Annotated in this window: 6 protein-coding genes; 3 read left to right on the forward strand and 3 right to left on the reverse strand. The window is 67.2% G+C overall.

Annotation, left to right across the window (positions count from 1 at the left end):
• Both KDJ86_RS07165 and KDJ86_RS07170 read left to right on the forward strand, forming a co-directional pair.
• A partial coding sequence (locus KDJ86_RS07165; RefSeq protein ID WP_291744389.1) for a cyclic nucleotide-gated ion channel occupies window positions 1–912 on the forward strand: 912 nt, incomplete at its 5' end.
• Window positions 913–996: 84 nt separating this feature from the next.
• On the forward strand, window positions 997–2,730 hold the full coding sequence (locus KDJ86_RS07170) for a cation:proton antiporter domain-containing protein (RefSeq protein WP_291744391.1): 1,734 nt from the start codon (window positions 997–999) through the stop codon (window positions 2,728–2,730).
• Window positions 2,731–2,733: 3 nt separating this feature from the next.
• Here KDJ86_RS07170 and KDJ86_RS07175 read toward each other — a convergent pair whose 3' ends face one another.
• Both KDJ86_RS07175 and KDJ86_RS07180 read right to left on the reverse strand, forming a co-directional pair.
• Window positions 2,734–3,714: a glycerophosphodiester phosphodiesterase family protein gene (locus KDJ86_RS07175; protein WP_291744393.1), complete on the reverse strand. Its 981-nt coding sequence runs from the start codon at window positions 3,712–3,714 to the stop codon at window positions 2,734–2,736.
• A gap of 83 nt (window positions 3,715–3,797) precedes the next feature.
• On the reverse strand, window positions 3,798–4,820 hold the full coding sequence (locus tag KDJ86_RS07180) for an aldo/keto reductase (RefSeq protein ID WP_291744395.1): 1,023 nt from the start codon (window positions 4,818–4,820) through the stop codon (window positions 3,798–3,800).
• Between the two features lie 184 nt (window positions 4,821–5,004).
• Here KDJ86_RS07180 and KDJ86_RS07185 point away from each other — a divergent pair, with 184 nt between their 5' ends.
• On the forward strand, window positions 5,005–5,913 hold the full coding sequence (locus KDJ86_RS07185; protein ID WP_291744397.1) for an AraC family transcriptional regulator: 909 nt from the start codon (window positions 5,005–5,007) through the stop codon (window positions 5,911–5,913).
• Window positions 5,914–5,981: 68 nt separating this feature from the next.
• Here the strand turns inward: KDJ86_RS07185 and KDJ86_RS07190 are convergent.
• Window positions 5,982–6,583 (reverse strand): NADP-dependent isocitrate dehydrogenase (locus tag KDJ86_RS07190; RefSeq protein WP_291744399.1); only part of this gene is annotated, 602 nt, incomplete at its 5' end.

Consider the following 6,583-nt stretch of genomic DNA (forward strand, 5'->3'; position numbering starts at 1 on the left):
CCCTCGGCGATCATCGACTTCATCGCCATCCTGCCCTTCTTCATCGTCGTCTTCGGCGGCGCCGATGTCAGGACGATGGTCCTGATCCGCCTCATGCGGCTCTTCAAGCTGGGGCGCTATTCGACCGGCTTCCAGTCCCTCTTCGAGGCGATCCGCCGCGAGCGGCATGCGCTTCTGGCAAGCCTGCTGGTGCTCATGTCGGTCGTCCTGGTCGCCGCGACGCTCGCCTATATCGTCGAGCACCAGGCGCAGCCCGAGGATTTCGGCAGCATTCCGCAGGCCCTGTGGTGGGCGATCGAGACCGTGACCACGGTCGGCTATGGCGACGTCGTGCCGAAGACCCCGGTCGGCCACGTCATCGGCGGCATCACGATGATCACCGGCATCCTGATGATCGCCCTGCCGATCGCCATCATCGGAAGCTCCTTCGCCGAGGTGATCCGGCAGCGGAGCTTCGTCGTCACCTTCGGCCTGGTGGTCCGGATGCCGATGTTCGCGCGGCTCAGCACCGATGTCCTGCATGACCTCCTGCCCTTGCTGCGGGCGATGACCGTGGAGGCCGGCACGCCGATCATCGAACCTGGCCAGGGGGATGATGCGCTTTACGGGATTGCCGAGGGCGTTGTCGAGATCGATGCCCCCGACGGCCGCAAGCGGCTCACCGTCGGCGAATCCTTCGGGGCGAGCGCCGATATCGCCGACCGGAGCCGCCCGTCCCCGGCGCTGGCGCTGACGCGGGCAAAGCTCCTCGTCATCGACCGGATCGACCTGATCCATCTCGTCGCCCGCTATCCCGGGCTTGCCGGACGGCTCAAGCCGGATGTCGAGGACGCGGCGGGGCTGGGCGAAGCCGCCGGCGTCGTCTCGGTGGAGCCGGGCGACAGCCCGGCATCCGGGCAGGATTCTGCCTAACATTGGTGCCGCCGGCACGGTGCCTTGCCATCGCTCATGATCTAGGCTGGGGCGGAGACGGATGGGGAGCCGGTCGGCCAGGCAATGTTCGAGTATGAAGCGGCACGGGAGCTACTGATCGTCCTCGGCACGGCCGGGGTTGTAGTGCCGCTCTTCGGCAAGATGCGCTTCGGGGTCGTGCCCGGCTTTCTGCTGGCCGGCCTGCTGCTCGGGCCCGGCGGTCTCGGCAGCTTCGTCGGCGAGGTGCGCTGGCTCGCCTATGTCACGTTTTCCAACCCGGCGCGGGTCCAGCCGATCGCCGAGCTCGGCGTGATCTTCCTGCTCTTCCTGATCGGGCTGGAATTCTCTTTCGACCGGCTCTGGGCGTTGCGGCGCTACGTGCTCGGCGTCGGCTCGCTGCAGGTATTGTTGTCGGCCGCGGCGATTCTGGGGATCGCGTTGCTGATCGGTCTCGACCTGTCCGGGGCGCTGGTGCTCGGCCTCGCGCTTTCCCTGTCGTCGACGGCGATCGTCTCGCAGGTGCTGATTGAGGCGCACCGCTTCGCGCTGCCGGTCGGGCGTCTCGTCCTCAGTGTCCTGGTCTTCCAGGATCTGATGGTGGTGCCGATCGTCGTCGTCGTCGGCCTGCTCGGCAGCGCCGGTTCGAGCGATACGGATTTCACCATCGCCAGCGCCGCCGTCGCATTGGCGGTGGTTGCCGGAATCGTCGTCGTCGGCCGCTTCCTCCAGGGGCCGCTGATGCGGCTGACGGCGGGAACCGGCAGCCGCGAGCTGGTTGTGGCGATATCGCTCTTCCTGGCGATCGGGGCGGCCGTGCTCACCGCCGCCGTCGGGCTGTCGCCGGCGCTCGGCGCCTTCCTCGCCGGCCTGCTGCTCGGCGAGACCGAATACCGCCATCAGATCGAGGTCGATATCGAGCCGTTCAAGGGCCTGCTGCTCGGCCTGTTCTTCATGACCGTCGGGATGAGCCTCGACCTCGCGGCGATCACCATCGGACCGCTCGCCTTCGTTGCCGCCGTCGTCACCCTTATCCTGCTCAAGGGGATGATCATGATCGTCGTGGCGCGTGCCTTCGGCGTCGGTCTGGCCGTCGCCATCGAGGCCGGTTTCCTGCTTTCGAGCGCCGGCGAATTCGCCTTCGTGGTTTTCACCCTTGCCCGCCAGGAAGCGCTGGTCGCGCCGGGCCTGCTCCAGTTCCTGGTCTCGGTCTCCGCGCTGTCGATGTTCATGGTGCCGGTGCTCGGCGCGCTCGGGCGGCGCGTCGCCAGGGCGATCGCCGTCCGTGAGGACGTCAGGGCCCATGGCGCGGGACCGGGGCAGGCGCACGAACTCGCCGACCACGTGGTCATCGGCGGCTTCGGCCGGGTCGGCGAGATGGTGGCACGGCTGCTGACCGAGGAGCGGATTCCCTGGGTGGCGCTCGATCTCGACGCCGGTTTCGTGGCGGCCGCGCATGCCGCCGGCCGCCCGGTCTTCTATGGCGATGCCAGTCGTCGCGAAATTCTGGAGCGGGTCGGTGGCGCCCGGGCGCGCGCCTTCGTCGCCACGACCGACGCGCCGGGCGCGACGGAAGGCATGGTCGCCGCGATCCGACGCGCCTGGCCGGATGCGGCGATCCATGCCCGCGCCCGCGATTCGGCCCATGCCGAGCATCTCGTCGCGCTCGGCGTGACCGCTGTGACCCCGGAGACCCTCGAAGCCAGCCTTCAGCTCGCGCGCGGCCTGCTGGTGCGTATCGGCTTGCCGGAGGACGCCGCCGACAGCCGGATCGCGGCCGTCCGCGAGGACGAGATGCGCAAGATCGGCAGGGGAGAATGAACGCTACGGAAGGCTCCGCGACAGCGGGCCGATCCGATCGATACGGTTCGTCCAGACGGCGCCATCGAAGCGGGCCGGCACATCCGCGAAGCCCTGCCCATCGTCGACGCCCGAGCTGAAGCCGGAACCGTCATAAGCGCCGAGAAGCACCACCGTCGTATCATACTGCCGGAGGCGATCGATCAGCCGGTCCGGATAGCCCCAGGCGAATGGTGCGACATTCGTCGGAATCATGAAAAGCGTGTTGCGGCATGATTCCGGCACGATCGTCGACCAGCCGAGCAGGGCGTAGCGCACCAGGCATTTGCGTGCATTGTCTGTGCCGAGCACCCTGAGGCTGGGCATGGCTTGGTGAAGCGCGTCGATTGCAGCGCCTCCGCCATAGACCGTCAGGAAATCCTGATGCTCGGGGGGGAGCATGCTCAATTTCTCGGCGAGCCGTTTCCCTTCCTCCGGGTCGTCGCTCTTGATGTTGATGAGGAAGCGCTTGTCGGCAAAGGCGAAGAGAACTTCGTCCAGGGTCGGCATCATGCCGGCGCCCTTGCCCCGGAATGGAAAGGACTTGCCGTTGTCGGCGGTGTAGCCATAGCCGATGTCCAGGCTCTTGAGCTCGGCGAGGCTGTGGTCGCGGGTGACGCCATGGCCGTCGGTCCGGCAGTCGAGCGTCCAGTCGTGGAAGACGACGAAGTGGCCGTCGGTGGTCGGATGGATGTCGAACTCGACCATGTCGGCGCCCGCCTCGAATGCCGCGGCGAAGCCCTCGATGGTGTTCTCCAGATAGTCGTGCTCGGGCGGGAATATCCGCTCGGCCGTGCAGGTTTCCCCGGTGAGGCCTTCCCGGTGGAAGGTCTGTCCAAGGCCGCGATGGGCAATCAGCATCGGCTTCTCAGCGGACGCCGGTGCCAGCAGGTTCGTGTTGAGGATGAAGATGCCCGCCGCGAGGAGCACAATGATGGCGGCGATGTAACGAAATATGCGAAGCACGAAAAACGCTCCCCCTTCGAGAGCGCTTTCCGTGGTCGATAATGGCGCCGAAAAGGAGGCGCGGCCCTCGTTTTCCGAAGGCGTCAGCGAGCGAGGCGGGTGGCGTTCTGGCGCTCCACCATCCAGCCGGGGTATTCCGGCGGCAGCGCGCTGACCGCGTCGAGCGTCTCCAGTTCCTCCGCCGAAAGCCTCACGTCGACGGCGGCGATGTTGTCGTCGAGCTGGTCGGCGTTCTTCGCGCCGATGATCACCGAGGTCACGACCGGCTGGTGGAGGAGCCAGGCGATCGCGATGCGGGCGACCGAGACGCCGTGCGCCTCGGCGATCGGCCGCATCGCGTCGATGCAGGCGAAGGCGCGGTCCCTGTCGATCGGCGGGAAGTCGAAGTTGGCGCGGCGGGAGCCTTCCGGACCGTTGCCGTCGCGGTCGAACTTGCCGGAGAGAAGGCCGCCGGCGAGCGGGCTCCAGACCATCAGCCCGACCTCCTGGTCGCGGAGCAGGGGGGCGATCTCGCGTTCGAGGTCGCGGCCGGCGATGGTGTAATAGGCCTGGAGCGAGGCGAGCCGCGTCCAGCCGCGGCGATCGGCAGCGCCTTGCGCCTTCATGATCGGCCAGGCCGGCCAGTTGGAGACGCCGATGTAGCGGACATGCCCCGCGCGCACGAGGTCGTCGAGGGCGCGCATCGTCTCCTCGATCGGCGTGGCCAGGTCGAGGCCGTGCATCTGGTAGAGGTCGATATGGTCGGTGCCGAGCCGCTTCAGGCTCGCCTTGACCCCGTCCATGATATGCGCCCGCGAGCCGCCGCGGTCGTTCGGACCCTCGCCCATCGCGCCGTGGACCTTGGTGGCGAGCACGAAGTCGCTGCGCGGGCGTCCCGAGTTGGCGATGGCGCGCCCGGTGATTTCCTCCGATATGCCTTCCGAATAGACGTCGGCCGTGTCGATGAAGTTGACGCCGGCATCGGCGGCGCCCGCGACGATCCTGTCGGCGAGGGACTGGTCGACCTCACCGATCGCGTTCCAGAAGCCCTTGCCACCGAAGGTCATGGTACCGAGGCAGATTTCCGACACGAGAAGGCCCGTGCCGCCGAGTTTGTTGTATCGCATCCCTGTCATCCTGATTTTCGTGAAGGCCGCGGGCGGCGGTTGTCCGTCGCATGCCCGATATGGTCCGAAGGCGGAGATTGACCTAGTCCGATACTGTCGGCTTCTTGCCTGATCCTCTCAAAACCCCATTTTTCGGGATACCGCCGCCTTGCCCCTGTGGCACCATCCTGCCAGTTGAGGCCCCATGAAACTCCACAACGAGCTCAAGTCGCTGATCATCCGACACTGCGTCGATCGTCGCACGATAACGGCCATCCCGCGCGTCGTCCTGATCAATGCGCCGACCACCACGAAACCCGGGCCGGCGCTCTATGAGCCGGTCTTTCTCCTCGCGGTCCAGGGCCGCAAGCGGCTGATGGTCGGGGACCGGGTTCTCGAATATGGTCCGGGCACTTGCCTGATGGTCTCGGTCGACCTGCCGGTGACGGCGCAGATTTGCGAGGCAAGCGCCGAAGCACCCTATCTCGCCGTCGGTCTGCGGCTCGACCGCGCGGCGATCGCGGCGATGCTGATGGAAATGCCGGAGCCCGCCGGCACCGGCCTTGCCGCGATCGGCGTCGGTCCGGTGACCGGGGCGCTGCTCGAGCCGATGGTGCGGCTTATCCGCCTGCTCGACCAGCCGGCGGACATCCCGATGCTCGCGCCGCTTGCCGAACGCGAATTGCTGTACCGGCTGCTGCAGGGGCCGCAGGGCCCGGTCCTCAGGCAGATCGCGCTGCGCGACAGCCACCTGTCGCGGATCAGCCGGGCGATCGACTGGATCAGGCGCCACTACGACAAGTCATGCCGTGTCGAGGAGCTGGCGGAGATCGCCGGCATGAGCCCGTCGTCCTTCCATCGCCATTTCAAGGCGGCGACGGCAATGAGCCCGCTGCGCTACCAGAAGCAGGTGAGGCTCCAGGCGGCGCGGGATCTCCTGCTCGCCCGGTCGGTCAGTGCCGGCGGCGCCGCCTTCGCGGTCGGCTACGAGAGCCCGTCGCAATTCAGCCGCGAATATGCCCGGCAGTTCGGCATGCCGCCAGCGCGGGACGCGGCGCGCCTGCGGGGCATGCCGGTCGGCGAGGCGGAGACCGACGAGGCGGTCGTTTCCTAGGGAGCATCTGCTGTCGGACCGGCACGAGATCGCGCCGGCCCGACAGAATGGCGGCTCAGAATGGCGGTTCAGGCCGCCATCGCCTTCTGCAGGTTCTCGTCGACCTTGTCGAGGAAGCCGGTGGTCGAGAGCCACTTCTGGTCGGGACCGACGAGGAGGGCGAGGTCCTTGGTCATGGAGCCGGACTCGACGGTGTCGATGCAGACCTTCTCCAGCGTCTTGGCGAAGCGGTCGAGCTCGTCGTTGCCGTCGAGCTTGGCGCGATGCATCAGGCCGCGGGTCCAGGCGAAGATCGAGGCGATCGAGTTGGTCGAGGTCTCGTTGCCCTTCTGGTGCTCGCGATAGTGGCGGGTGACCGTGCCGTGGGCGGCCTCGGCCTCGACCGTCTTGCCGTCGGGGGTCATCAGCACTGAGGTCATCAGGCCGAGCGACCCGAATCCCTGCGCGACGGTGTCGGACTGGACGTCGCCGTCGTAGTTCTTGCAGGCCCAGACATAGCCGCCCGACCACTTGAGCGAGGCGGCCACCATGTCGTCGATGAGCCGGTGCTCGTAGGTGAGCTTGGCCTCGGCGAACTTGTCCTTGAACTCGGCGTCGAACACCTCCTGGAACAGGTCCTTGAAGCGGCCGTCGTAGGCCTTGAGGATCGTGTTCTTGGTCGAGAGGTAGA

Origin of the sequence: Bauldia sp. (assembly GCF_020442045.1) — a bacterium.
Taxonomy (GTDB): Bacteria; Pseudomonadota; Alphaproteobacteria; order Rhizobiales; family Kaistiaceae; genus Bauldia.